Origin of the sequence: Subtercola lobariae, assembly GCF_014640255.1 — a bacterium.
Lineage (GTDB): Bacteria > Actinomycetota > Actinomycetes > Actinomycetales > Microbacteriaceae > Subtercola > Subtercola lobariae.
Window position 1 is genome coordinate 88,324 of sequence record NZ_BMGP01000006.1, and the last position, 24,449, is coordinate 112,772.

The window sequence follows — 24,449 nt, forward strand, 5'->3', positions numbered from 1 at the left end:
CCTGAAGGGGTGAAGCTCGAATATACCGAACACGACGGCGATTCAGCGGGTGACGTGACCAGTCAGCGCGATCGCCACTGCACCTCGAGTTCGCGGGTGCGCCTGGGTCAGCGCGCCGACGTCGCTGCGATCACCCCGTGCAGCACTCCGCGCAGATGCTCGAGATCGGGCACGCTCATGTTCAGCGCCGAAGCCACCCGCGGCGGAATAGTCAGGGCGACCTCACGCAGCGCGGCGCCTCGGGGCGTGAGGGTGAGGTCGAGCATCCGCTCGTCGACGCTGCTGCGTTCTCGGGCAACGTAGCCCGCCGCCTCGAGGCGCTTGAGCAGCGGCGAGAGAGTGGCCGGCTCGAGGCTGAGGGCCCCGGCGAGATTCTTCACCGAACGAGGGTTCTGCTGCCAGAGCGCCAGCATCACGAGGTATTGCGGGTGGGTCAGCCCGAGGGGTTCGAGCAAAGGCCGATAGAGCCCGATCACATTGCGGGCGGCGATCGCCAAGGCGAAGCACACCTGGTTCTCGAGCGCGAGGATGTTCGGCTCGCCGTGCGCGCCCTGTTCGCCCTGCGCGTCACTCATCGTCTCGCTCCATCTGCCCTTCGCCGCCCACTTCGATCATTTAGTTAGTACACTAACAGTATGCGCACTAAGAAAACGCACCGTAGCACCATCAGAGAGTCGGGCGGAGTAGGCAACTGGCTGAATGGCCGCCTCTTTCCGTACCTCGGGCCACCTCCGCTCGGCCCCTTCGACACCGAATCAGCAGAATCGAAGGCCCAGGCGGCCCTCGCCCGCGCGTGCCCGCTCTGCGGAAACCCGATGTCTGAGCACGTCGTCGATCGCTCGGGTGAGCGAACGCAGCTCTACTGCCCGCACGCCTGATCGGGCTGAATGGGAATATCCAAGTCAGGTGGGCGTTGAGGCTGGGGAAGCACCTCCCTCAACCCCGTTTGGAGCAACCATGACAACCCTCGAAGGCGCAACCGTTCTCGTCACCGGAGCGAACGGAGGTCTGGGCATCGAATTCGTGAACCAGGCCCTCGCTCGCGGGGCCGCAAAGGTCTACGCGACCGCCCGCACGCCGAAGGAATGGGCAGACCCCAGAGTCGTTCCGCTCGCGCTCGATGTGACCGACGAGGCATCCGTCGCCGCCGCTGCGGCAGCCGCGAGCGACACGACCATCGTCATCAACAACGCCGGCGTAGCCGGAACCGCGCCCATCGCCACCGGTGAGATCGGCGAGATTCGCCGCATCATGGAGACCAACTTCTTCGGCGCGCTGAACGTCGCCCGTGCCTTCGCACCCGTGGTGGGCGCCAACGGCGGCGGCGCCTACGTCGACGTTCATTCCGTGCTCAGCTGGATCGGCCTCTCGGGCGCCTACAGCGCTTCGAAGGCCGCCTTCTGGTCGGCGACGAACTCGTTGCGCATCGAGCTGGCGCCGCAAGGCACCCAGGTCGTGGGGCTACACCTCGGCTACACCGAAACGCCGATGACCGTAGGAATCGAAGCGCCCATGAACGACCCCGCAGACGTTGTGGCCGCCGCCTATGACGGGCTCGAAGCGGGCGAACTCGAAGTTCTCGCCGACCAGCTGAGCGCCGACGTGAAGCAGGGTCTCGCCGCCCCCATCGAGGCGCTCTACCCGCAGTTCGCCGCGGCCTGAGCTCGTTTTCGCGGTCATCTCGATTGAACTCAGTCTCACCGCGAACCGAGCCGAAAGGGGCGCGGTGAGACTATCGTTCAGGTGGGAGAGTCGCGCCGACGCAGCTACGCGACTCCGGGCAGAATGGGGTGGCACACATGGCACAGCTGACGAAAGCACAACTCGAACAACTCGTTGAGCAACTGCGCTCAGAGAACACCGGGTTGCGCGACGAGTTGCAGAACGTGTCTGTGCAGGCCGCGGTTCCGGATGCCACGGGGTCGGCCTCTTCGCCCAAGCCGCACAAACCGCGTGGCCGAGGCTGGACGGTACTGGCCACCGCCCTCATTCTGATCGGAACGCTGCTCGCGCCGGTGGCCATCGTGGCCAACTGGGCCAAACTACAGCTCGCAGACACGACCACCTTCGTCGACACGTTTGCACCGCTTGCCAAGGATCCTGCCGTTCAGTCGTACGTCACCACGGAGGTCGTGGCGGCCATCGACAACCACATCGACATCGACAAGCTGACCAGTGACGTGTTCGACTCGATAGCCGGGCTCGGGTTGGGGCCGGCGGCGACCACGGCATTGAATTCGTTCAAGGGAGTGGCGGCCAACGGCATCCGGAGCGTCATGACGAACGCGGTGAGTGCCTTCGTTCAGTCAGATGCGTTCGCCGAGGTGTGGCGGCAGGCACTCACGACGAGTCACAATCAGCTCATCGCCGCGATGCAGAACGACCCGAATGCCGCGCTGACCATCAACGGCAACGGTGAGGTGGGCATTGCGCTCGGGCCGATCATCGACCAGGTGAAACAGGTGCTGGTGTCGAAGGGGGTCACGTTCGCGGCGAATATTCCCGAGATCAATCAGACCATCGTCATTGCGCAGTCGGACTCTGTGGTGCAGGCGCAGCTCGGCTACAACCTGGCGATCGCCGTTGGCGCATGGCTGCCGTGGATCGCGCTGCTGTTCTTGGTGGCGGGCGTGCTCGTGGCTCGGCGGCGTTCGCTCGCGCTCATCTGGGCCGCAGTGGCTTTGGCCCTCGCGATGTTTCTGACGGTCGCCGGGGTCGGGGTGGGGCATCTGATCTTCATCGGGGCCGTCTCTCCCGCGTACATACCCAGCGACGTCGCAGACACGTTGTACACGCACATTCTCGCGCTCGTTTCGAGCAGTGCCACGTCGATAGCGATTCTTGCGATTGTGATTGCCGTGGTGGCGTGGCTCGCGGGGCCGTACCGCTTTCCGCGGGCGGCTCGGGCACTGGCGGGGTCTGGTGCGGCGTGGTTGCGGGGTGCGGCGGCGCACCGCGGGTTCACGACCGGGCGCTTCGGCGAATGGGTCTACAAGCTGCGGTACGCCATTCGGGCCGCGGTTGCGGTCATCGGGGCGGCCATCATTCTGCTGACCAGGCCCATTACGCCGGCCGGTACGTTCTGGACGCTGTTCGGTGCCGTGATCGTGCTCATCGTGGTGGAGCTGGTGCAGCGGCCGGTGGATGAGATCGTGTCGCCGGAGAAACTGACGCCGGAGGAGGCTTCTGCGGCGGCGGTTTCGGAGGAGGCGGCGTCTGTCGCGGCGGCTGACGCTTCGGCAGCTGAGGCTGCGGCAGCTGAGGCTTCGGCAGCTGAGGTCTCGGCAGCCGGTTCGGCGGCTGGTGCCGCGGACACGCTCGTGATCGTAGAGGCCACGCCCGAAGTCGCGCCGCGTAACGCTGCCGCAAAATCGGAGGCGCCGACCGAGGTTATTTCTGGCGACGAGCCTCCCGCCGCGCCACCCATGAAGTGACGACTTAGACACGGGTTTGAGTAATATTCGCCTTTAAGCTATCGTGACTGATGCTCAGTAAAGGGTGTGGCACCTGTGCCTGGCCCTTCGACGTCACGAACACAAGGCGGATTCTCGATGGTGCTTCAGCATTCCCCCACCCCTGCACGGGCCGGTCGCCGCGCGGCGCTCGCGCTCGCCGTTCTCGGCGTCATGGCGGGCGCCGTCGGCATCGCGGCTCCTGCCCAAGCGGCAACCCCGTTCGACGTTCAGCTCGCCTCCGGCATGCCCGACTTCGGCGTGGTGAAACAGGGCACGGTGCGAACTCAGACGTTCGACATCATCAATGACGGCGATGATGACGTGTTCATCGACGGCTCGCAACTCGCCACTCTCGCTGCTCCCTTCGCGGCGAGCAACATCATGTTCAGCCCCACGACACGAATCGCACACAACGCAATTGTGAGCTTTCAAGTCACCTACACGGCTCCCGCTGCAGGCACGGTCTCGCAGAAAGACATCACGCTCACGGCAACCGACGCAGACCACACCGCCACTCCCCTCACGCGAGTACTGAGCTTCAAGGGCACATCAAACGCCACTGACCCAGCGCACTTCGCGATCTCGAACTCGGGCGGTGGCAGCGCGGTCGACTTCGGAACACTGACCACGGGCGACTCGCTGAAACGAACGGTGACGCTGACGAATGACGGAATCATTCCGCTGCGATTCGTGAACAGTGGCGTCAGTGTGCGCGATCATGCCGGGGCTCCGGTCACGAGCGTAGTCATTTCGAACTCGTCATTCGGAGATCTGGGGGCGGTGTACAAGCCGGGAGAATCGGCCACCTTCGACATCGCGTACGTGCCGACCGAGAGCGGGTCGCTCGACGCGACGGTGCACATCGTCGGTACCCAAGTGTCGGCTGACCCGGAGCCACCGAGCGTCATCGAAGATCTCGACCTCGTGGGGGCGGCAACCGACCCGGTCACGACGCCAACTCCCACTCCCACTCCCACTCCCACCGGGGGCACTACCGGAACGGGCGGAACCACGGGAACCGGCGGCACTACCGGAACGGGTGGCACTACCGGAACGACCGGAGGGTCGGGCGGGTCGAACAACCTCAGCACGGGCGAGCTCGCGAGCACCGGTCTTGCGGCACAGCAGCCGGTGATGCTCGCGGCCGCAATCACTGGCCTCGGAGTGGTCGGCATCCTGTTCGGCATTGCGTACCCGCGCTTCGCTCGCCGGGCGCGCCGCTAGGCAGCGCCACTAGGCAGCGGCGCCTTCAGGCTACGGCTAGGCCGGTGGGGGCCTCGACGGCGAGTTGCTGGGTGGGGCCCGTCGGCAGGCCGGTAGCCGGGTCGAGGGTGAAGAGGGTGAGCTGACTCGATCGTTCGTGGGCGATGAGCAGGGAGTGGCCGAGTACGAGGTGGTGCCGCGGCCAGTCTCCTCCGCTTGAAACGTCGGCGAGCGGATGCACGCGGCCCCGATCATCCACTCGCAGCGTCGAGACGCTATTCGACCCCCGAACGGTGACGTACATGAAGGCAGCGTCGGTGGAGAGCGCGATTTCGGCGCCCGCGTCGAAGGGTTGCGCGCCACGGGCCGTCGCAGGGCCGATTTGCGCGACGCCGAAGATCGCTGCCGCAGACGCCGATTCACGCAGTGTCGGAGGGCTGACCTGCGCGACGCCGAAGATCGCTGACCCAGACGCCGATTCACCGTTGGGCGAGGCGGGCATCGAAGCCACGCGTGCCGGCCGAGCGCCAGCTTCAGCTGCGGCCGGGAGCATCGAGGTAACGGCGGGTGCGCCGGGCGCGAGCACAACGACCTCGACGGAGTATTCGGTGATGATCAGCACCGTTCCGTTGGGGTGCGCGATGAGGTGGCGCGGGCCCGACCAGAACGGCAGCACGATTTCGTGGTCGAGCACGAGGCCGGTGCCGGGGGTGTAGCTCCAGACGCGAACCAGGTCGAAACCGAGATCGGTGGTCATGATGCGACCGTCGGGCAGCATCAGGCTGCAATGGGCGCGACTGGTTCGCGGGGCGAAGCCGGTTCGGGCGAGCATGCCTTGGGTGTCGGCTTCGGCGGCAGCGGACTCCGCGTGCGGGTCGGCTGCCGGGGCACCCTCGAAGCGCGAGATGAGCGCGCCGTCTGACGCGAGTTCGTAGAGCAGCACTCGGCCGTCGCCCCAGCAGGTGGCCGTGACGAAGCGCCCGAGGTTATCGACAGCCACGTGGCAGACGGCCTCCCCCGCCGGCCACGCCGAGCCCAGCGGCTCGAGCTGTGGCACGCCGTCGACGTCGTCGACCGAGCGGAACGCCGCCACGGTTTGGGCACGTTCGGCCACGGCGTAGACCACCGGGAGGGTGGGATGCACGGCCACAAACGATGGCGATGGAGCATCCACTGCGCGCCCAAGCCACTCCACCCGCGCGGCATCGCCCTGCTCGCCGTCGGCCGCGGCTGCACCCCCCAGGTCTGCACCCCCCAGGTCTGCACCCCCCAGGTCTGCACCGACCTCGCCTGCACCGACCTCGCCTGAATTCGTGACGCGTGCATCCTGCACGCCACCACCGGCGCCCCCAGACGCAACCGAGCCGTCGACGAAGCGCACCGCGCCGATACCCACACCGTCGCGCCCCGAGTCGGTGGTGTAGGTCGCAACCCAGAGCGTGCGTGCTGAAGTCATACCGTCAGTCTGCCAGGCACCGCGCCCGTGCTCCGAAGCGGGCCGTCTGCGAACGTCGGAGCCGAGGCGGCAAAGCGGCCGAATGGCCGGGCAGCAAAGCGGCAGAGCGGCAAAGTCGCAGCGAGGCAGAGAGGCAGCGCACGGCAGCACGGCCGGCGCGGCTACTTCGCGGCGACCCGCGGAATGGCACGGTCGAACACCGTCAAGAGCAGCACGACGACACCGATGCCGGCCATCACCCAGGCCAGGGTGTGGAACCCGGCATCCGTTGCCGCCGAACCGAACGTGATGGTGATGAGGCTCGACGAGAAGATGGCGCCGATGTAGGCGAACGTTCGGTAAAGCCCTGATGCCACTGCGATTTCAGCGGCCGGAGCCTGGGTGTAGAGGGCTGCTTGGTTGGCGAAGCCGCTGAATCCGTTCATGAACCCGAACAGCAACGACATGCCGATCAGCACGAGAATGCTCGCCTCGCTCGTGATGGTGAACATCACGCCCGCCGCTGCGAGCAGGGCGACGCTACCCAGAATGAGGGGCCAGCGAATCCATCCGCGCCCCGACACGACGCGAGCGATAACGATGCTGAGGCCCGAAAGCGGCAACAGAATGAGTCCAACGGAGGTCGGGTCGAGGTGACGGCTCTGCTCCATCCACTGGCTGGTGCCGTAGAGGGTGGAGTATGTTCCGAGGGCGACCAAGGTCTGCCGAATGTACGTTCTCTGCAGCGGGCGGTTGGCCCCGAGCATCCGCACGTCGACCAAGGGGCTGGCTGCGCGACGTTCCCACACGATGAGGCCCGCGAGCAGCACAACGACAACCGGCAGCAGCCACCAGATGGGCGCAGCCAGGCTGCCCAAGAAGATCAGCAGGCTTGTGATAGACGCTGCGAACAGCAGGATGCCCGGCAGATCAAGTGCGAACAACACCTTCAGTCGGCCCTTGCGCTGCACCGGCTCGTCTTTCGCCACGCCGATGAGCGTGAGCACGAACGTCACCAGCGCGAGGGGAATGTTCACGAAGAACAGCGCTCGCCAGCCGAACGCGCCCGCCAGCACGCCGCCGAGCGGCAGCCCGAACACCACTGTGATCTGCGACGCGATAGAGAAATTGCCGAGCACGCGCGTCGGCACGCCCATTGCAACGCTGTCTGCACGCTTTCGCACCAGCGACATCGCGGTGGGGTAGGCCGCAGAGGTTCCGATGCCGATGAGCGCCCGCGACACCACGAGAAACCCGAACGAGGGGGCGGTCGCGCCAATGATGCCGGCCGCGAGCAGAATCAGGATGCCCGAGAGAAACACGCGGCGCGGCCCGAACAGGGTCGACAGTTTGCCCATGGTCGGCTGCATGATGGCGCTGCAGAGGTAGAGCACCGAGATGAGTGTTGCGGTTTGGCCGGGGCCGGTGTGAAAGTCGAGACCGATGGCCACCAGGCCGGTGGCGAGCATCGACGAGTTGATGGGGTTGAGCGTGGAGCCCAGCAGCAGTGGTGCGGTGAAGCGGGCGCTGAACGGTTTCGCCGCCCATGGCGGGGGTGTGGGCGAGGTGGTCGGGGTGGGCGGGGAGGCCGGGGCGGGCGGGGCCGACGCCGCGGTTATGGCTGGGCTGGGCGCGGCCGACGTACCGCCGCCGGGCGGTGTTGCGGCTGAAGGGGTCGGGGTGGCCGGCTCCGCGGGGGTGCCGGGCGCACTCATGAGCGGGTGCTGGCGAGCAGGGCGATGATCTCGTCTGTGGTGCCGGTCTCGGCGAAGCGCGGCAGGGCGGTGCTGAGGGAGTGATCGTGATGGTCTGCGCTGGCGTCGGTCACAGCATCCACGGCGACCGTGACGTTGTAGCCCAACTCGTACGCCGAGCGGGCCGTCGACTCGACGCCGTTGCTGGTGGAGATTCCGACGACCACGACCTGCGTCACGCCCTGAGCTTTGAGCGCCGTGTCGAGCCCGGTGTTCGGGAAGGCGCTGCCGGTCTGTTTGGTGATGAGTAGGTCGTCATGCTGCGGAGTCAACTCGGGCACGAGGTCTGCCCAGCCGGCCGGAAGCTGGGCTGCCAGGCTCACGGTCGGTGCGGCACCCTGATTGCGGTCGGTGCGCCCTGACGGCCGACCCGTCACAGTGACGAGAACGACGGGAAGGCTGTGCTCACGAAACGCGTCAGCGAGCGTGACCGCGCGGGCGACGATGTCGGCCACGGGATGAACGACATCTAAGGCGACGACTCCCTGCTGCAGGTCGATGACGATCAGGGCGGTGCGGCGGTCGAGGGTGGTCACAGGCATGGTGGTGCTCCTTGGGTTCGGGTGCTGAGGGGAATTCGGGGGTTGGAGGTTTGGGTGGGCCTGTCGGTGCTGGCCGAGGGGTCACAGTGACTGCGCGAGCCTCCGCAACACGGGGATGCTCGTGACGAGGTGTTCTTGCTCATCGGGCGAGAGCGTGGTGCTGATGGCGCGAAGCAACCAGTCTTCTTTCGCGAGTCTGCCGGCAGCGATTTGGTTTCGCGCGAAGTTGGTGAGCGAGAGCAGCGTCTTGCGTCGGTCGTTCGCATCGGGCGCCCCGGCCACGATTCCCGCCTCGAGCAACGCTGAGACGATTGTCGACATCGACTGCGGGCGCATGCCTTGAGTGCGGGCGAGGGCGCTCATGGTGGTGGGGCCATCGCGTTCGAGCTGAACCAGCACCGCAGACTGCGAGTGGGTGAAGTCGCCGCTGTTGGACTGTTCGCGAAGTCGGCGGGTGAGCTGGCCGAGCACGGTGCGGAGATCGGCGGCGAGGCTCGGGGTCAGGCCAGTGGCCGGAATCGTGCCCGGGCTCGCGGCCAGAGTCGAGCTCGGGAGCGCGGCATCCGCGTTTGGCTCGCTCGATAATTGACTCATGCGAACCATCGTAGCATCTATTCAGGTGACTGAACAGTTTGCTGAATACTTCTGCCGCTTCTTAGAGCGCTTCTTAGGGCGCTTCGAGAGTCTCTTCCCGGGTCTGTGCTTCGGCGGCCTCCTGGCGCAGGCGTCGAGCCTCCGCTTTTCGTTCGGAGAGCTGGGCGCTGAGGGCTTTGCGCGAGGTGGAGAGTTCGTTCAGCTGGTGCTGCAGGGCATCCACTCGGGCCTGCAGCTGGGCGATCTGCGCGGTGAGATCGGCGGCCTCGTTATTGACGTGGGCGCGCGACGACTCGACCTCGCTGAGTGCGACTTGGGTTTCGTGCATCGAGTTCTCGGCCGTGGTGGCGGCGTCTTCGGCCTCGGCAGCGAGCCGACGAGCCTGTTCACGCTCGGCTCGGCGATCGTGGTCGCGGCCACGTGTGTGACTGGCCTGCGCCGAGCCGGTTGACTCGGCTTCGTTGATGTCGGTAGCCGAAGAGGCGCCTTTCGATGATGGATGCTTCGGGCTGACCATCGGCTCGGCATCAGGCCCACCGACCGCGCCCGAAAGGTCGACCTCGTCGAGCCCGATGGACTGAAGCGGTCGAACCAGTCGTCCGCTGAAGGCAGCCGAAGCGGCGTTCTGGTCGGCGAGCGCCGCCGCGAGGGTTTGCTCGACCTCGATCAGGGCCGAAGCGCTGAGCGCTACCTCGTTCTCTGCTGCAAGGCGCTCGATAGACTTCGTCGCGCGTGCGATGAGAGCTCTGCGCTGCGTTGCCAGCTCGCTGAGCGTTTCGCGGTTCGGGTTCTGCTGTGCGTCACGAAGAGCATCGCCGAGGCGTACGACCTCATCTTTCGCTTCACCGTCGTCGGCGGTCAGGCGATTCAGTGCCCAAGCCGATGCCGACGGGCGACTCAGCCCCCGCACGGCCTGCGCAAGCGGGCGATCTCCCGCGGCAACGATCTCTTTGGCGCGTGCGTTTCGGGCGGCCGTGAACTGGGCGGGCGGTAGGTGATAGAGGTCGACGACAATGCTGAGCTCGGCGGCGCTGCCGCCGGCTGCGCCGCCGTCGGTTGTGCCGGGCGAAGCCGTGCTGGGCGCAACCGTGCTGGGCGCAGACGTACTGGGCGCACCTCCGTCGGCCACATCGTTGCTTGGCACGTTCATAGTGAGACAGTACCGAGCATCCTGCAGCCGCGCCCCACGGTGGCGCCCGAACACCCGGATGCGGCGAACTAAAATTGGCGAATGATCGGAATCATCGACGAAGTGGTGTTCGACTGCGCCGACCCGGGCGAGCTAGCCGGATTCTGGGCACTGGTGCTAGGCGGCCAGCCGACGCGGCGCGATGATGAGTGGTGGTACATCGTGCCGCCGGGGTTCTCGCAGATCGCGTTTCAGCGGGTGCCCGAGCCGAAGTCAGTGAAGAATCGTATACACCTCGACGTGCGAGTGGATGCCCTTGGCCCCGCCATCGAGGCCGCAGAACGCCTCGGCGCCCGTCGCACCGGCGGCATCCACAGCGACACCGCCGGCTCGTTTCAGGTACTGCTCGACCCCGAGGGTAACGAGTGGTGCCTGGTCGTTCCGCCGCAGTAGCCGGTTCGCGAGCTACTGCGGCGCCACATGAATCGCCAGCTCAGCTAGTGTGCCTGCACGACGATCGTGACCTTCGCTACGTTCGAGTTTGCACCGGCAGGCCCGCTCAGCCTGTACAAGAAACTGTCAGTACCGACGAAGTCGGGGTTCGGCGTGTAGGTGAACGTACCGTCTAACGCGTTCAGACTCACAGTTCCGTGCTGTGTCGGCGTCGCACCCGCCTGAACCATCCAACCGGCCTGCATAGGAATCGTATCGTTCGCCATCAGGCTTGACGTTGGGGTCAATACCTGATTCTGCGAGACGGTGTAGCTGTCGTCGGCAGCGGTCGCAGTGGCGACGACGTTCACAGTGAACGTGGTTGCGGCGCTATTCACACCGACCCCGTTGTTCGAGGTCACCGACACTGTATCGGTGCCACGCCACGCCGGGTCGCCGGTATACCGGATCGATCCGTAGCTATCGATCGTTGCGGTGCCGTGCGAGGCCGTCACGCTCATGCCTAAACCGGCAGCCGCTTTGCAGAACGTCGTGAGGCGGGTATTCACACCGGCTGTAACAGGCTGTGGATCCGAGTCAGTCGGGTTGCACTCAGGCGTGACGGGAACAGGCGCGACGAGAATCGGTGCGGGCGTTGCAACGGCATACAGATTTTCAACGTAACCGAATATGGGATACGAAGCATCTCCTGGAAAATCTTGAATCGTTCTCCTGCCGAGGTTTCCAACCGTCATCAGAATCGGAGTTTCAACAGACACTCCCGCTCGCCTCTTGGTGTGAAGAACGAGGGTCTCCGAAGCGCCAGGAGCAAGATCCGGCAGAAAGCAGTGCTGAGCTTGTTCAGCGGTCGAGCACGTCGCGTCAGACGGCACCGTCAAATAGTCCTGAATCGAATATGACGTGGCGTTGAAAAGCGCATCGACACCTGTTCTGACCGCACCCGCGTTGGTGATGTTCACTCGGTCAAGGTACTCGTCTGTCGTACCAGGCAGCGGCGTCACAAGCGAGTCTGCGTGAACGTCGCCTGTCGGCGTCATCGGTACCGATGAGGTCGCTGGCGGTGTTGCGTCTCCTAGCGGATTGGGCGGATAAGGCGGATCATTGACTGGCGGCGCTGGCAGCCGAGCGGGCAGCTCTGCCAGTTGATTGACGAAGCCCTTGCTTCCTGTTGAGCAGTCGAACGTACTCCACTGTTCCCACCCTGCCACTTGGTAGTTCGCGACCTCTAAGCGCCAGGTGCCGTTGGAGCGAATGTCGTACCGAATGACACCGATAATCTCGCCGTTCAAGACATAGTTGGCCTGGTCATACCGTGATCCCGGTGCCGGAGCGCCACCGTACACTCCGCTGAAACTGTAACTCGCGAAACGGAGAAACGACAGCATCCCAAGTGGCATTTGGGTGGTGTCAGGAGAATAAAGACAGTTCGATGAGGATTTGCCGCCGACATGGGCGGTATCTCCGCCGCCCGAAGGGTCGGGGCACGAAATACCTTCTCTTTGCGCCGAGGCCTGAAGCTCTGGACTGATGGTGCAGCCCACGGGAAGCGCGGACGCCGGGTGGGTCGGCGCGATGAGCAGAGCCGCCCCACTGACGAGTAGGGATGCGCTAAGGAGAAGGGCGCCACCCCGTAACCGCTTTCGTGTGAGTAGTGATTCCATGACTGCCTTCGCTCGAATTCGGCAGCACTGAGGCCGGGCTAACACGCCAAGCAGCTCGAAGGTGCAAACGGGCACCATCGTGCCCGTCATTCAAGAGATGCATTTCGGGAGCTTTCATTACGCGAGTCGCGAAGAATAGTTTCGAAGACGGAAAGTAGAGCTGATTACTGCCCGGCGTCAGCCTGCGGGCGCGAAGAATGCCGCGATGGCCGCCGCGAGCGCGGGCGGGTCGGATACGTGGGCGAGTTCGCGCGCCGAGTGCATCGAGAGCAGGGGCACTCCGACGTCGACCGTGCGAATGCCGAGGCGGGTGGCGGTCAGCGGGCCGATGGTCGAACCGCACGGAACGTCGTTGTTCGACACGAACTCTTGATAGCTGACGCCGGCCCGATCGCAGGCGGCGGCGAAGAGGGCCGCGCCGAGCGCGTCTGTGGCGTACCGCTGATTGGCGTTGATCTTCAGCAGGGGGCCTCCACCGGCAATGGGCCGGTTCACGGGGTCATGCTTTTCGGGGTAATTCGGATGCACGGAGTGCCCTGCATCGGCCGACAAGCACCACGAGCCCGCGTACGCCTGAAGCCGTTGCTCTGTGGTCGCGCCCAGGCCGCCCGAGATTCTGGTGAGAACGTCGTCGAGCAGCGGGCCACTCGCGCCAGACCGCGACTCAGAACCGAGTTCTTCGTGGTCGAACGCGGCGAAGACGCTGATACTCGTGCTCGCCACCGCGGCGCTCGCCACCGCGGCCGCCGCCACCTCGAGCAGCGCGCGGAGGCCGGCGTAGACCGAGCTGAGATTGTCCATACGGCCGGCTGCGAACAGCTGCCCGTCGAGACCGAAACGTTGAGGTGCCGCGGTGTCGGCCGTGAGAATGTCGTAGCCCGCAACATCAGCACCCGAGAGGCCCGGCACGCCGGCGAGACCGGCGAGCTGGTCGACGAGATCGGCCTGAGACACGTCGCCGACGCCGAAGACGGGGCTCGTGTGCCGCTGCTTGTCGAGTTTCAAGCCATTGTTCACGTCGCGGTCGAGATGGATGGCCAGCTGCGGTATGCGCATGAACGGCCCGGTGCGCACGAGGTACTCACCCCCGTCTCGAGTGACGATGCGCCCGGCCAGTTCGAGCTCACGATCGAGCCAGGAGTTCAGCGGAGGGCCGCCGTAGACCTCGACCCCAGCCTGCAGCCACCCGTTCGACGCCGTGGTGGGCTTCGGCTTCAGCTTGAAGCCGGGTGAATCGGTGTGCGCGCCGAGAATACGAAACGGGGTGGTGGGGCCGGCCGAAGCGGGCACGATCCAGGCGATGATGGCGCCATCGCGAATGACGTAGTGACGCCGTGCGGAGTCGGTCGGCACGAGTCGTTCGGCGCCAGCATCGCTCGCCGCGAACTCCTCGTCGCCGCGTGACAGCGAGCCGCGGGAGAGCGAGCCGCGCGGCCACTCGTCGGTCTCGAACAGCCGCACGAAACCCGCGGCGTCGAGCTGGCGGGCCGCCTCAGCGACGGCATGGTATGACGAGGGGGAGGCGGTGATGAAGTGGGCGAAGTCGTCGATGTAGGTTGGTGCGGCATCCATCTGCCCAGTCAACCATCGAACAACCCGGTCAGCCGAGCCGCAAGACGCTCACTGTGACAAAAAGCCCACACCGGCAGACTGTGGAGAAGAAGAGATGACCGCGTCGCTCAGCCAGGTGTCGAGCGTGATGCCGTCTTGCGTCGCCGCCCAGAACCGGGAGTTTGTCGCCAAAATGTGCGGCGTCTCGCCGTGTTCGTCTGCGCCGAAGTCGGTGAGAAAGAGAGCGGGCGGCTGTGGGGCGGCACGCAGCGCGCGCAGGGTCTGTTTGAGCCCATAATTCCAGTCGGCGCCGGTTTGGGGTGAGTAGTAGCCCTCGTCGAGATCGGCCGAGAAAGCAGCGTCGGTCTTGTCGAGCAGGGTCTGCGAGATGAGGGTGGTGAGCCTGTCGCCGAAGCGGGCCGTGTTGTAGGTGATGGCGTCTTTCAGCGGATTGCGGGTCACGGCGTACCCGAACCGATTCTCGAACTGGGCATCCCACACGCCGTCGAAGAGATAGGCGAGCTGTGTCGCGGCGTAATAGGCGCTATCGGAATACTCGTAGAGCGGCGCGTCTGTGAAGTGGTCGCCGATCTTGCTGAGCCAGAAGGCCGCGGTCAACCCGCCCGTGCCTGAGCCCGCGACCAGCACTTTCGCGGGGTCGGCGACGTTCGCGTAGACCCAGTTGAGGGCAGCGGTGGTGTTGTTGTATCCGTTGAACTTCGCCGTGACGACCGCGTTTCCGCTGCCAGCGCCGCCTGCCGCTTCGGTCAAGAAGTGGGCGGTGCCGTCGCCGACGCCGAGGTCACCGGTTGTCGTGGGAATGTAGATGCTGGTGAAGTCGGCAAACGGGTTGCGCGACTCGGTCGAGAGCATTCCGCCGAAGGTATTGACCACGTAGAACGGCACGTTCGGGCTGGAGAAGTTGCCCCCGCCGAAAATGCTCGAGCCGAGCGTGACGGGCTGCTGCGCGGTGGCGGCATTCCAGTTCATGCCGCCGTCGCCGAAGAAGATCATTAGGTTCTTGCTCGAGCCGGGCTTGACGTACATCGTGTACGCCGAGCCGTCGCCGTTCTCGGCCGGCTCAGGCAACGCCACGCTGCTCCACTGACCCGTTTTCGCGCCCGCGAGCGACGAAACGGCGGGCGGTCGGATGATCACGAGCGAAGCCACCACGGTGAGACCGGCCGCCACCAGAACCACCACGGCCACGATCGACACAAGCACCACGGGCCAGCGGCGACGCCGGGCACGCGCGCTGTCGGGGAGCTGGGGTGTCACCGATTCATCATCGCACGCCGTACTGAGCCCGGCGTGCGCCAGGGGTCAGCAGCCAGATTCTCCGCTCCGACGATCGGGCAGCAGAGGCGCGGCGAGCTACAGCAGCACGGTGCCCGAAATGCACGTGATGCTGTCTCCGCCCACCCACACCTGGGAACCGAGCTGCTCGACGTGTACCCGACCGTCGCGACCCAGACGGGCGCCTTGCGCGGCTAGGTAGGCGGTCGGGGCGTGGCCTGCCCCGATCATCCACTGCCCGAGGCCTGCATTGAGGCTGCCGGTGACCGGGTCTTCGGCGATGCCGGCGCTGCCCGCGAATCCGCGCACTTCGAACTGTGGATGCCCGGCGGCGGCATCACCGTACGGCCCCACCACCCCGATAGAACGCCCGCCTAGCGCGGTGAAGTCGGGCTCGAGGGCGAGCACGGCCTCTGCCGAGGGCAGCAGAATGCCCGCCCAGCCGGGGCCGTTATCGATCCAGTTGGAGTCGACGATGTCTGCTGCCTCGAGGCGCAGTATCTCGGCCATAACCGCGAGGTCGGCCGGGCCGATGGGGCCGCTGCGCCGAAGGGCCGGGGCCCCGAAGGCTAAGCGCGTTCCATCGCGGCGAATTGGCACCATACCAATTTCGCACTCTTGCACAATGGTGCCTTCGGCTCGGGCGACGCCGCCGGCTTCGAGCCAGGCGTGCGCCGACCCGAGAGTCGGATGCCCGGCGAACGGCAACTCGCCACTGGGCGTGAAGATGCGCACGCGGTAATCGGCGCCGGCGGCTTCGCCCGCCTCGGTCGGCGGCAGGAGAAACGTGGTTTCAGAGAGGTTGGTCCAGGCGGCGAAGCGGGCAAGGGCCTCGTCGTCGAGGTCGGTGGCGTCGAGCACGACGGCGAGCGGGTTGCCGCGATAGGGCACCGCCGAGAAGACGTCGACCTGGGCGAAGGGGCGGGTGCGGGTGGTCATGCTGCGGTCTCCTCGGTGTGTGCGGTCTGTGCCGTTTGCTCCGTGTGTGCGGTCAGCGCGGCGTCTGCTCCCAAACTACTCGGGGCGTCGAGGGCCGCACGGGCATCCGGAGCCGTCGAGAGCGGCACGAAGCCTGCGGGCACGGGCCGAGCGTGAAACGCGGCGTGGTCGAAAGTCGAACGGTAGTGGGCATCGTCTCGGGTGCGTACGCCTGAGTATCCGCCGCCGGCAATGGCGAAGACGCTCGCAACAACACCAACCAGGCCAATCACACCCAGAACGATCAGAAACACCATCTCAACCCACTCCGTTTCACATCTATTCGGCCTTGGTTGGCCAAAACAGCCTCGTTTGCAAGGCCAATCACCATCCAATTGCAGAATTGGCCTGGCGTCAACAGACCAATTTCGTTACACTGGTTCGATGACCGCGCTTCAACTCTCAGCTCGCGCCCTCGACGCCATGCTCGGCGAGTGGCTCACCGACGGCAGCGCCTACCGTGCGCTTGCTGATCGCATCGGCCTGCTCATCGCCGACGGGCGCATTGCGGGCGGCAGCCGCCTGCCCGCCGAACGCGAGCTGTCAGAGCGGTTGAAGCTCAGCCGCTCTACTATCGGGGCCGCCTATGCCGAGCTGCGGGCATCCGGTTACCTGCACAGCGTTCGCGGCTCCGGAAGCATCGCGAAGAACCCGGCCGTCGACCAGACCGAGCCTCGCGAGGCACCCGGCGTCATCAACTTCACGCAGGCCGCGCTGCCCGCCATTTCGGGTGTGGATGCGGCCATGCAACACGCGGCCCAGCAGATCGGGCCGCATCTGGCCACGCTCGGCTACGAGCCCCTTGGGCTGCCGGAGCTTCGGCGTGCCATCGCCGACCGGTACACCGAACGCGGGCTGCCGACGCACCCCGACGAGATCATGGTGACCAGCGGGGCGCTGCAGGCGCTCACCCTGGTGGCGCGAACGCTGCTCACGCGGGGGGATCGGGTAATCGTCGAGACGCCTACCTACCCTCACGCGTCTGACACGCTGATGGCGGCCGGGGCGCGGCTCGTGGCGGTGCCGGTGACGTCGGGCTCGGTACCGGGCGGCGGCTCGGCACGCACCACGGGCACGCCTGCCCCAACCCCAGCGCCCGACGCCGGCGGCTGGCACGAAGAGTCGCTCTTTCAAGCCCTCGAACGCACCGCCCCCGCCCTCGCCTACCTCATGCCCGACTTTCAGAACCCCACCGGCGCCTCCATGAGCCCCGACCTGCGCCGCCGCCTCGTCGCGGCCGCCGAACGCTCGGGCACGGTTCTCGTCTCCGACGAAACCACCGCCGAGCTCAACATCGACCGCCCCGACTCCGTCGACTACCTCCCCCTCGGCGCCTACGGCGACGTCATCACTCTCGGCTCCGCCAGCAAAACCTTCTGGGGGGGCCTTCGCATCGGCTGGATTCGCGCCGCACGCCCCATGATTCGCCGCCTTCTCGGCACACGGGCATCCAGCGACATCGGCACCCCCGTCTTCGAACAACTCGCCACCACCGAACTCGTGCGCCGCACCGCCGAGCTGTTGCCCGTGCGCCACGCCGAACTGCGCGCCGGCCGCGACGCCCTCACCGAAGCTCTCGCGTCAGCGCTGCCCGACTGGCACGTTCCCCACGTCGACGGAGGCCTCTGCGCCTGGGTCAACCTTGGCCGCCCCGCCAGCTCACAACTCGTTCTCGCCGCCCGAACCCGCGGCGTGCTCATCACGGCCGGCCCCCGTTTCGGACTCGACGGCGCCTTCGAACGCTTCCTCCGCCTGCCCATCAACAAGTCGCCCGCCGAAACCTCGCGGGCAGTGGATGCCCTGCAGCTCGCCTGGCGCGACATCTCCGGCCTGGCGCTGACCCCCGACCTCCCCGCGTACGCAGACATGATCTGACCCGCCGCCCGCCTGTCCCTCCGCAGCAGCGGCGAGACGTCAGCGGCTGAGCCGCTGCACCGCTCCGTGAGACCGCTGCGACGTATTGCGCCCGGTATACCGGGCTCAATACGGCGTGGCGGTCTCATTCGGGCGAACGGGCCTGCGCGAAGGTCAGACGTCAAGCAGGTCTTGCTGGTAAAACCGCCGGCCGCGAGGGCGAAGTGCCGCGCGGGCGGGGACGAGGATCCGCGCGGAACACCGAATTTGTGCCTTTTCGCTTTCGAGTCATGCTTCTGGTTTTCAAAGCGGTTGAAAGGCTGCATTTCTACTTTTTCCAGTTACTCCTAGCAGCGACACGATGTGAAAGCCAGCCACGGAGGGCCGCGGCGGACTATTGCACCTCTCCGACCCGGATTGAGGCTAGGGCCCGGCTCGACGCCGTCGAAACATTGACCATATTTGGATCTGAATCCATGCGGCGACCAGATTCGCCGCAAAGAGCAAGGTGATTGCAAGTATCGATCCGAGAACCTGGCCGAAGATGAGAGTGAGGGGCACACCTAGAAGGAACATCACAAAAAGTGGAAGCGGGGAAAAAGGAAACACGAGAACGGTCGAGGCGATCAGAGATGTTGCGTTCCCGTTTGCATAGAGGGCAATCGTCGAGGCCGCCGTGCTAAATATGGCAATTAAGACAACTATCACCCTCCTCAGAGCAGGTCGGTACGAACGCAGTTCGCGATGCGCCTCCACTAGCCGCCAATGTCTGTCGGCGGCGAGTACCGGTAGCCCACTATGCCGCTAACAATTACCCCGATACCGAAAAACAATCCCGCTATCGAGCCGACCAACACTAGGGTCGGATTCATGTTCCGGGCCACTCTTTCACCCAGGGAACTGTGAAGCCAAGCAGCGGAAATAAAGAACGCTCGTCGGAAAATAAAGAGCCCCACCATCGCGGAGACGATCAACCCTCCCGTGACGACTTGAATAGCTTCACTGCTCGTCATCTACCGGTTCCTCTCGTTCATCGTCTCAGCAGTCGCCCGAATCTGCCTATGTATTGATTATATCTCATAATTAACTCCGGCCGGTTCCGATCGCAATTGTTGAGCGTTCGCCTTAGAGAGAGTCACCCTTCGTCAGAGTCCCGCGCGGCGGGCAAAGCTTGTCCAGCTGGCCAAGCTACCCAGGCGGCGATCGCTAGTACGCCCAGGCCGGCACCGCCTACCATCTGACCAGTAGTGACCATCGAGCCACTGGCATCGCTCCACACCCCCTCCGCAAGGCTATCGCCCTGCGATTCCGGCACATATCGACGAGTCTTGGCAAACACCGCAGTCTTGACGGTTGCCCGATTGGGATTGCGCGTCAATGCAAAAAAACGCTACCTGCAACGATTCCCAATCCGAACAAAACGAGCAGGATGCCAATAACAACATAGAGACCTGGCGTCGACGCGCGCGCCCCGGGGCCCCCGATGGGGCCGAAGAGTCCTTGAGAGAAAGCATTGAATTTTGCGTAAGCCTTTCGAAATACGATGAGCAGCACACCACCGGCAGCCACCGCTAGCCCTACGACAATTTCAGCCCAATTGCTCGCACTCATTTTGCTCCATCCGATGGAAATTCGACCCGCGTCGTGACGTGCAACCTCCTCGTCGCCGCAAGTGAGGAGCTTGCCGTCCATGATGCTGGCGAATGCTTACAGCTGCGCCAGAGAAGACGCGCCATACCCTTCCAGGTTCCCTCCGGGACCTGGAAAAAGCGCAAACCGCGCCCTATGGCCGCCTGCCGCCACTGGTATATGCCTTGCTCAGAGCGGAGAGCCTCTCCAGAGTCGACGTTATCTCTCGATTTGAGAGCGGAAAGGTACCCGCGAAACCTCGACCCAGGATTACGAACGGAAGTTCAACCTGTTTCTTGTCTGTAGAGACACTAAGGATGACTCCACGCGAAGGCCTGCTTGGCCCGGGCAAAAGTGCACTCTTTATGCTTTCGATCTGATCCCAGGTGAACTCCGTTAGGACAGCATAGGTCGACGGGCCAGCCCGGAGGCTGAGACCTTGCTTTCCCGCCACCAGATAGAAGCAAAAGGGCAATCTTTGCAAGCCATGTCGTTCAATCTGAGCAAATGCCTTTTCGATGTCTTTTCGTCGTGCAATATTCAGGACAACATCCGGCTGGAGACGTGATTTGATGCCTCTAGAACCCACCATGAACAATATTCCGAGCACGCTCACGCTCACATAAAGAGCTACCAAGCCGATGGTGACCAGGATGACGATCGGCGATAGGGCTGACCAGGTGCCCCCCTGCCGAAACCCCTGGGCCAGTGCGAGGCATACCCCGCCTACTCCGAAAACGATTATCGACGAGGACCCGCGCGGAATACCGAATTTGTGCCCTGTCGCTTTCGAAGCATGCGTCTGGTTCTCCATAAGATCCTTCACCGTTAGCTATTCCACCACGCGCTGGCAAAATCAATCAATGAGACTTGATGCTGTCCGGAGATCCAGCCAATTGCAAGGCCCGAAATTTCTCGGTTCGAAACGGCCTCCATTCCGGGCCGTACCAAATTTGCTGTCAGGAAGCCCATACCAGTTAGCGCGACCGACGTAGCGCAGTTTGCGTTTATTATGTCCGCGGCGCAGGTGGCGGCAGTGGAGATGATTGCTCCGCCGGCCGCCACTGCTTCGAGCGCGGGCACTAGAGTCTCGCTAAACGGTGTGAAGGCCGCAGGAATAGCCAGGACAGCCGCGGCAGACGAGATTTTCCCAGAATATTTGCCGATATTTTGGAAAACAGCGGTGACGCTCATGGCATTCGTCGAGGCGCGATTCATCTGCCTGACTTCGGTGACCTCACGGAGATTTGCAACGATTTGCATTGGCATCCAGACAATCAAAATCGCGGCCAATGAAGGAACGCCAACCACAAGAGCCACTACGGCAACCGGGCCACGGGAACCGAAGTCGATGAACAGAAGTAGCACTCTTAAGGTCACTGCGCATGTCGCCAGAGAGGTCGAAGCCGTTGATGGCGTAGTTGTACGAGTTGAGTTGTCGCCCTCTACGGAGTCCATGCCGAGGAAACGGCCGAGGTCCGCGACGTGCTGACGGGCGCCCATTTCGAAGGCGCTTAGTCGCCCCAATCGTCTGCATTTTTCGAGTATGACGGGCAGACCTCTAATCGCGGTCACCTGATTCAATTCGTCGAGCTGGCCAAGCTACCCACAAGGCAGCAGCAAGTAAGCCGACGCCAATACCTCCTACCGTTCGCAGGATCGATTGCACTGTCTCTTCAAATAGCAAGGAGAAGGCGCACCATCCCGCACCAAAAGAAACAACGGCTACCGCTATCGGAATGATTTTCGAGAAAGGGAATCGCGTTTCTTCTAGTAATTTGCGCGCGCTCCACGCGAGAATGCCGCTCAGGAGACCTACTACGAGCCCGGCAGCGGCCTCGAATACGAGAAAGACCTGGAAATATGCGGTCGAATCGATGCGGTTTGCGATTGCGATCGATGTGGTCACACCAACAAGCACCCCAACGACAGGAGCGATCAGTTTGACTAGCGCGAATGATCGCGCCTCCTTCCGCGATTCGTTTCGCCTCACCATTTGCTGAGGCCCGCCGTGTCAGTTTCGATGTTGTTTGCGAATTCGCTCCACAACAGGTCGGTGAAGGCGTCGTATGCCTGTGCACCCAAACCCCCTGGTGCCGACGCTCCCGATCCTCCGCAAACAGTGAGATAGCCTTGCCCATTCGCGCTGGTAAACGAAAAGCTCACAGTACCCGGGTAGTCGGGATGCCCGGGCAAAGACATGAACGTCCATCCAGTTGCTCCGAGTGCAGTGACTCGAACGTCCCCGGCGGTCGAAGAAGAGTTCACACCCATGAATTCCGTGTGCACGACTTGCCCAACGGATAGAAGCTGAGCGCCGTTCTGAGACCCGTCGAGCCTCCACAACGGCGGAAACAAAGCTCCGAAATGGGTAGAGACACTTGTCATGATCTGGCTAGCAGACAGAGAAGTGGTTCCGATGGAGTAAGTATGTTTGTACGTCCATCCTCCGTTGGGCAAGCCTGCCTGATGGATGCTTGTTCCACCCATAGCGAGATAATGCTCGAAGGTGTCTGGACTCATGTTGCCCGAAAGGTCGGAGCCGTTGATGGGGTCGTTGGGGTAGTTGTACGAGTTTGAGTTGCCGCCCTCTACGGAGTCCATGCCGAGGAAGCGGCCCAGGGCCGCGACGTATTGACGGGCGCCCATTTCGATGGTGGCGATGGAGCCCTCGTGCTCGTAGAGCTTGTCGTTGCCCCCGAGCCAGCCATAGTCGGCGGTTCCCGGCAGGTTGTTCGGCACCGTGTCGTCGGCGGTGGTCGTGCCGATCACGTTGCTGCTGGTGATGGGCTGCCCGAACGGGTCGTAACGGTATTGAACAGAGCGGGTGCCCGCTTGGTTTGCTGTGACCATGTTGTCGCCGTGGATGTTCGGGTACGACCAGGTTTGGTCGCCGGTCGCCGGTGAGACAACATTCACGCCGCCGGGTAGAGCGAGCATGCGAGAAGGCGCGCTGCCGCCGTCTTTCACCATAATGGGAGACACACTCGCGCCGTAGAGGTAATACGTGACCGAGGTTCCCGTGCCAGCGCCAGTGCCAGGCACATAGGTCGTGCGAGATACCACTCTGTCTGACGCGTCACGCGCGTAAGTAATCGTCGTTCCGCTCGTGAGAGTCGTCGTCATGTGCCTATTCGCCACGTCATATCCGAGGGTTTGATCAGCGAGTTTCGTCGTGTTGCCATGGGCGTCGTACGTGAGTTGCGACGCGGTCAGCCCCGCGTTTGCGGTATTCGCGCCCGTCACCGGAGAGGTGACTGTACTCGAGGTCAGCCGATCTGCGTTGTCGTAACAGTACGCGGTCGTCGTGGTGACCGCGTCTGCAGCGTCGGTCGCAGTGGTTCTGTTGCCGTCCATGCCCGCCTGAGTGTTGGCCCCGCATCCGCCAGTTGAGGCATACGAATAGCCGAGAGTGTGCTCGGGAATGCTCGCGCTGATCAATCGACCGGCGGCGTCGTAGCCGTATGTCGAGTTCTGTGCGGCTACGGTGCCGTCGACTGTGGTGTCGCGCAGGATCCGCCCGGATTGGGATCGAACAACAGCGTCTGACAAAGCAGCCTGGGCGGGGAACGACCAACTGATGCCAGTCGTTGCGCCAACCGTATTCCGAGTGATCGCTGAGAGGGAAGTGCCGTTCCCCGCATTACCCGTGCCAGACGGGTAGTCGACAGAAGTGAGCTGACCCACATCCACCCCTGCCGTGCCGTAGGTCGGCGTCGCGATCACTGAACCATTGTCTTTTTGCTGAGTGACCTGGCCGTCAACGTTGTACGTGAACTCCTCGGTCGTGGTCGCTGCGGCTGACTCTGCAACGGTGACGACCTTACTGACCTGGCCGAGCACGTTATACGTGGGCGTTGTGACGGTGTTCCAAACGTCTGTGTATGACGCTTGCCGGCCTAAGAGGTCGATACTCGCCGACACGTTGCCTGCGGTTGTCGTCGTACCCACTATCGAGCTGTCGGTGACCGACCCAGAGAGGGGATTCCCGGCCACGGCATACGAAGTCATCACGGTTCGAGCCGGCTGCCCACCCAAAGCAGGGTATGAGACGCTCGCAACCCTCCCCCGGGGGTCGTACGTGGTGCAGGTCCACGGCGAGGTGTAATCGTTCGTGGTGCCGACGACCCTCCCCATCACGTCGTAGAGATACCAGGTCGGCACGGCACTTCCCGTGGCGGGCGTGGGCGTGGTGGTCTTGCGGAGCATCCCGTATTGCGGTGTGCCGACAGCGATACCGCAAACAGGTGCGGTGTAACCGAAGCCCGTCTCGAACGGGCCGTTGTCGGTGTAGTACCCGTACGTCGTCGCAGAGCTCGAACCGGAGGGGAGAGTGGATGCTATGCGACGCTGATATCCGGTACCGGTGGTCTCGTAGGTGGTCGCGCTGGTGAGGTTCAGGCCGGTGGGGTCGACGCTGGTCGAGGATGCCATGCCCAACCAGGGCGAGCTGCCGTACGTCGTTGTCGTGCTGGTCGGTGATACCGCTGAAGCCGAAACACCGGTGACGCCCGCGGGAACGCTATCGAACACCGTCGAACTCGTCGCCAAGTTGTAGCCGGGTTTGAGGGCTGTGCCTGGAATGGTCGCGAACCCGTAGCCGGGTTGGGCCCAGAGCAGGTTGACGCTGCCCTGCGCTGCCGCGTTGATGTAATCCACTCTGATGTTCACCGTCTGACCGGCGGTCGCATCGAAGTAGCCGACTTGCGAGTCGTGCACAGCGCCGGGATACAAGTCGGTGGTGATCAGCGCATTGTCGAGCCAGACGAGAGCTGCGTCGTCGGAGGTGGTTTTGAACTGCCAGCGGCCCGAGACGGGGAAAGTGATCGTTCCGGTCATCCGTGCCGCCCACCCGCTCGTCGTGATGGCGGGATTCGGTGACGCGGTGCCCCAGTCTTTGATGATGGCGCCGCCG

Annotated in this window: 22 protein-coding genes; 6 read left to right on the top strand and 16 right to left on the bottom strand. The window is 64.1% G+C overall.

Features of this window, described 5'->3' with window-relative positions; genetic code table 11:
• Positions 1-107: 107 nt before the first annotated feature.
• On the bottom strand, positions 108-575 hold the full coding sequence (locus IEX24_RS15570; protein ID WP_188679877.1) for a MarR family winged helix-turn-helix transcriptional regulator: 468 nt from the start codon (positions 573-575) through the stop codon (positions 108-110).
• A gap of 60 nt (positions 576-635) precedes the next feature.
• Here IEX24_RS15570 and IEX24_RS15575 point away from each other — a divergent pair, with 60 nt between their 5' ends.
• The 4 genes from IEX24_RS15575 (at position 636) to IEX24_RS15590 (ending at position 4,679) form a co-directional block, all read left to right on the top strand.
• Positions 636-878 (top strand): hypothetical protein, encoded by a 243-nt coding sequence (locus tag IEX24_RS15575; RefSeq protein ID WP_188679879.1) that lies wholly within the window; start codon positions 636-638, stop codon positions 876-878.
• Between the two features lie 79 nt (positions 879-957).
• Entirely contained in the window at positions 958-1,662 is a 705-nt protein-coding gene (locus IEX24_RS15580) for an SDR family oxidoreductase (RefSeq protein ID WP_188679881.1), read from the top strand.
• A gap of 137 nt (positions 1,663-1,799) precedes the next feature.
• Positions 1,800-3,434 (top strand): hypothetical protein, encoded by a 1,635-nt coding sequence (locus IEX24_RS15585; RefSeq protein WP_188679883.1) that lies wholly within the window; start codon positions 1,800-1,802, stop codon positions 3,432-3,434.
• 117 nt (positions 3,435-3,551) lie between these two features.
• Complete coding sequence (locus IEX24_RS15590) at positions 3,552-4,679, top strand: choice-of-anchor D domain-containing protein (RefSeq protein WP_188679885.1); 1,128 nt, start codon at positions 3,552-3,554, stop codon at positions 4,677-4,679.
• A gap of 25 nt (positions 4,680-4,704) precedes the next feature.
• Here the strand turns inward: IEX24_RS15590 and IEX24_RS15595 are convergent, their stop codons facing one another.
• The 5 genes from IEX24_RS15595 to IEX24_RS15615 all read right to left on the bottom strand — a co-directional run bounded on the left by IEX24_RS15595 (position 4,705) and on the right by IEX24_RS15615 (position 10,133).
• Positions 4,705-6,114: a lactonase family protein gene (locus tag IEX24_RS15595; RefSeq protein WP_188679887.1), complete on the bottom strand. Its 1,410-nt coding sequence runs from the start codon at positions 6,112-6,114 to the stop codon at positions 4,705-4,707.
• Positions 6,115-6,275: 161 nt separating this feature from the next.
• Complete coding sequence (locus tag IEX24_RS15600) at positions 6,276-7,808, bottom strand: MFS transporter (RefSeq protein ID WP_188679889.1); 1,533 nt, start codon at positions 7,806-7,808, stop codon at positions 6,276-6,278.
• A complete protein-coding gene (locus IEX24_RS15605) occupies positions 7,805-8,389 on the bottom strand; it encodes an isochorismatase family protein (protein WP_188679891.1) in 585 nt (194 codons plus the stop codon). Before IEX24_RS15605 ends, IEX24_RS15600 begins: the two co-directional genes overlap by 4 nt.
• An 81-nt stretch (positions 8,390-8,470) precedes the next feature.
• Entirely contained in the window at positions 8,471-8,983 is a 513-nt protein-coding gene (locus IEX24_RS15610) for a MarR family winged helix-turn-helix transcriptional regulator (protein ID WP_188679893.1), read from the bottom strand.
• A gap of 73 nt (positions 8,984-9,056) precedes the next feature.
• Complete coding sequence (locus IEX24_RS15615) at positions 9,057-10,133, bottom strand: hypothetical protein (protein WP_188679895.1); 1,077 nt, start codon at positions 10,131-10,133, stop codon at positions 9,057-9,059.
• A gap of 81 nt (positions 10,134-10,214) precedes the next feature.
• Between IEX24_RS15615 and IEX24_RS15620 the strand changes: the two genes are divergently transcribed.
• On the top strand, positions 10,215-10,565 hold the full coding sequence (locus IEX24_RS15620) for a VOC family protein (RefSeq protein WP_188679897.1): 351 nt from the start codon (positions 10,215-10,217) through the stop codon (positions 10,563-10,565).
• Positions 10,566-10,609: 44 nt separating this feature from the next.
• Here the strand turns inward: IEX24_RS15620 and IEX24_RS15625 are convergent, their stop codons facing one another.
• The 5 genes from IEX24_RS15625 to IEX24_RS15645 form a co-directional block, all read right to left on the bottom strand.
• A complete protein-coding gene (locus tag IEX24_RS15625) occupies positions 10,610-12,106 on the bottom strand; it encodes an Ig-like domain-containing protein (RefSeq protein WP_188679900.1) in 1,497 nt (498 codons plus the stop codon).
• Between the two features lie 297 nt (positions 12,107-12,403).
• Positions 12,404-13,798 carry a M18 family aminopeptidase gene (locus IEX24_RS15630; protein ID WP_188679902.1) on the bottom strand — a complete coding sequence of 465 codons (1,395 nt, stop codon included), beginning with the start codon at positions 13,796-13,798 and terminating at the stop codon, positions 12,404-12,406.
• Positions 13,799-13,846: 48 nt separating this feature from the next.
• Positions 13,847-15,055: a hypothetical protein gene (locus IEX24_RS15635; protein WP_188679903.1), complete on the bottom strand. Its 1,209-nt coding sequence runs from the start codon at positions 15,053-15,055 to the stop codon at positions 13,847-13,849.
• Between the two features lie 96 nt (positions 15,056-15,151).
• Positions 15,152-16,012 carry a PhzF family phenazine biosynthesis protein gene (locus IEX24_RS15640; RefSeq protein ID WP_188679906.1) on the bottom strand — a complete coding sequence of 287 codons (861 nt, stop codon included), beginning with the start codon at positions 16,010-16,012 and terminating at the stop codon, positions 15,152-15,154.
• Complete coding sequence (locus IEX24_RS15645; RefSeq protein WP_188679907.1) at positions 16,009-16,308, bottom strand: hypothetical protein; 300 nt, start codon at positions 16,306-16,308, stop codon at positions 16,009-16,011. The genes IEX24_RS15640 and IEX24_RS15645 overlap by 4 nt, the downstream gene beginning before the upstream one ends.
• A 127-nt stretch (positions 16,309-16,435) precedes the next feature.
• Here IEX24_RS15645 and yczR point away from each other — a divergent pair, with 127 nt between their 5' ends.
• Positions 16,436-17,926 (top strand): MocR-like transcription factor YczR, encoded by a 1,491-nt coding sequence (gene yczR / locus IEX24_RS15650; RefSeq protein WP_188679909.1) that lies wholly within the window; start codon positions 16,436-16,438, stop codon positions 17,924-17,926.
• Between the two features lie 734 nt (positions 17,927-18,660).
• On the opposite strand, the gene IEX24_RS15655 is transcribed toward yczR, so the two are convergent.
• The 5 genes from IEX24_RS15655 to IEX24_RS15675 form a co-directional block, all read right to left on the bottom strand.
• Positions 18,661-18,918, bottom strand: a complete 258-nt coding sequence (locus IEX24_RS15655) for a hypothetical protein (RefSeq protein WP_188679911.1) — start codon at positions 18,916-18,918, stop codon at positions 18,661-18,663.
• Between the two features lie 361 nt (positions 18,919-19,279).
• Entirely contained in the window at positions 19,280-19,597 is a 318-nt protein-coding gene (locus IEX24_RS15660) for a hypothetical protein (protein WP_188679913.1), read from the bottom strand.
• Positions 19,598-20,362: 765 nt separating this feature from the next.
• Positions 20,363-21,037, bottom strand: a complete 675-nt coding sequence (locus IEX24_RS15665; RefSeq protein WP_188679915.1) for a hypothetical protein — start codon at positions 21,035-21,037, stop codon at positions 20,363-20,365.
• 58 nt (positions 21,038-21,095) lie between these two features.
• Positions 21,096-21,443: a hypothetical protein gene (locus tag IEX24_RS15670; RefSeq protein WP_188679917.1), complete on the bottom strand. Its 348-nt coding sequence runs from the start codon at positions 21,441-21,443 to the stop codon at positions 21,096-21,098.
• Positions 21,444-21,523: 80 nt separating this feature from the next.
• Positions 21,524-24,439, bottom strand: a complete 2,916-nt coding sequence (locus tag IEX24_RS15675; protein ID WP_188680426.1) for a PA14 domain-containing protein — start codon at positions 24,437-24,439, stop codon at positions 21,524-21,526.
• Positions 24,440-24,449 lie beyond the last annotated feature (10 nt).